The organism is Pseudoalteromonas sp. TB64, from assembly GCF_000498095.1.
Taxonomy (GTDB): domain Bacteria; phylum Pseudomonadota; class Gammaproteobacteria; order Enterobacterales; family Alteromonadaceae; genus Pseudoalteromonas.
In genome coordinates this window covers 1-1,232 of record NZ_AUTQ01000005.1, presented here as the reverse complement: position 1 = coordinate 1,232, position 1,232 = coordinate 1, and the positions used below count along the sequence as shown (strand labels likewise).

Annotated in this window: 2 protein-coding genes; one reads left to right on the top strand and one right to left on the bottom strand. The window is 38.6% G+C overall.

Annotated features, from left to right (window positions below):
* The coding region (locus L647_RS0100135) for an FAD-binding oxidoreductase (protein ID WP_024609413.1) at positions 1 to 436 on the bottom strand (436 nt) is incomplete at its 3' end.
* A gap of 275 nt (positions 437 to 711) precedes the next feature.
* Between L647_RS0100135 and L647_RS0100130 the strand changes: the two genes are divergently transcribed.
* On the top strand, positions 712 to 1,232 hold a 521-nt coding region (locus L647_RS0100130; protein WP_024609412.1), incomplete at its 3' end, for a PQQ-dependent sugar dehydrogenase.

The window sequence follows — 1,232 nt, the reverse complement described above, 5'->3', positions numbered from 1 at the left end:
GTGTATGTGTGTTTTTAAATACAAAGTCGCCGTTTGGCGCAGAAATATTGCACCACAAACCCGCTTTTAATGCGCTGCTGAGTAAGCCAGTAAAGCGCCCTTGCGTATTTGTTTTGATTAGTAAACGCACTAAACCTGTATTTTTAAATTGTTGAGCGCTTGAAGCCACGGTAAAAACGCGTGTTAATAATCGCCCATTAATTTCAAGCGTTAAGCTAATGTGCTGCCCTGGCGTATGTGCTGGCCATTGTTTGCTTGGCTTAAGTTGCACACTTAAAAAGCCACCATTAAGTACCGTCGTATTAACAACTTGCGCTCTAAACTGCCCTGCACGCCACGCAGGTTTAAACACCTGCATTATTGGCTCTATATAGCCTGCAAAACTTTGATGGTGTAAAAACCATTTTGAAAATTGGTTTAATACTTTAATTATCATCACTATTAATCTCTTGGGTCGTAAAATACTTAACGTTTGAACTTACACGTGTACGCTCAAACTTCAGCGCACAAGTGTACGCTGAAATTTTTAGTTTTCAACCCCAGTAGAGTAATTATTCAATTTTTTATTAGTGCTAATTGCTAAAACAATTTTCTGTTAAAAGATCATCATATAAAAATATAAGTGTGTGTTTTTCATTCAACTCAACACTTAACAAATTTATTTATGCCATGTTAAGGTTATGTAAGATTGGATTAATTTTGGAAGCCATAATGATAAATTTAATGTCACATAACACACTCCCTAAACTAATACTTACGGGCTTAACTGTTGCTATGTTTGCTATTAATGCACCCGCAAATGCACAAAGCGATTACATAAAAAACTATAAAGAACTCGATACTTTACCGCTTAACGTTAACGCAGTAACAGCGGCAGAAGGCATAGTTATACCTTGGGCTATTGAGCCTTTAGCTAATGGTGATTTGTTAATATCTGAGCGCAGTGGAACGTTATACCTATTACCTAAAAATACAACTACGTTAGCTAAGGTTTCAGGGCTGCCCAACATTGATGCTAATGGTCAAGGTGGATTGCTTGATTTAGCACTACACACCGATAGTAAGCAAAACCAATGGCTGTACTTTAGTTACTCAAGTAGTGAGGGCAAAGGCAGCGGAAGTAACACCGCCCTAATGCGCGCTAAGCTAAGTAGCGATCATACGCAGTTATCGGAACAGCAATTGCTATACAAAGGCGAGCATAATAGTACCAAAGGCCAGCACTACGGCAG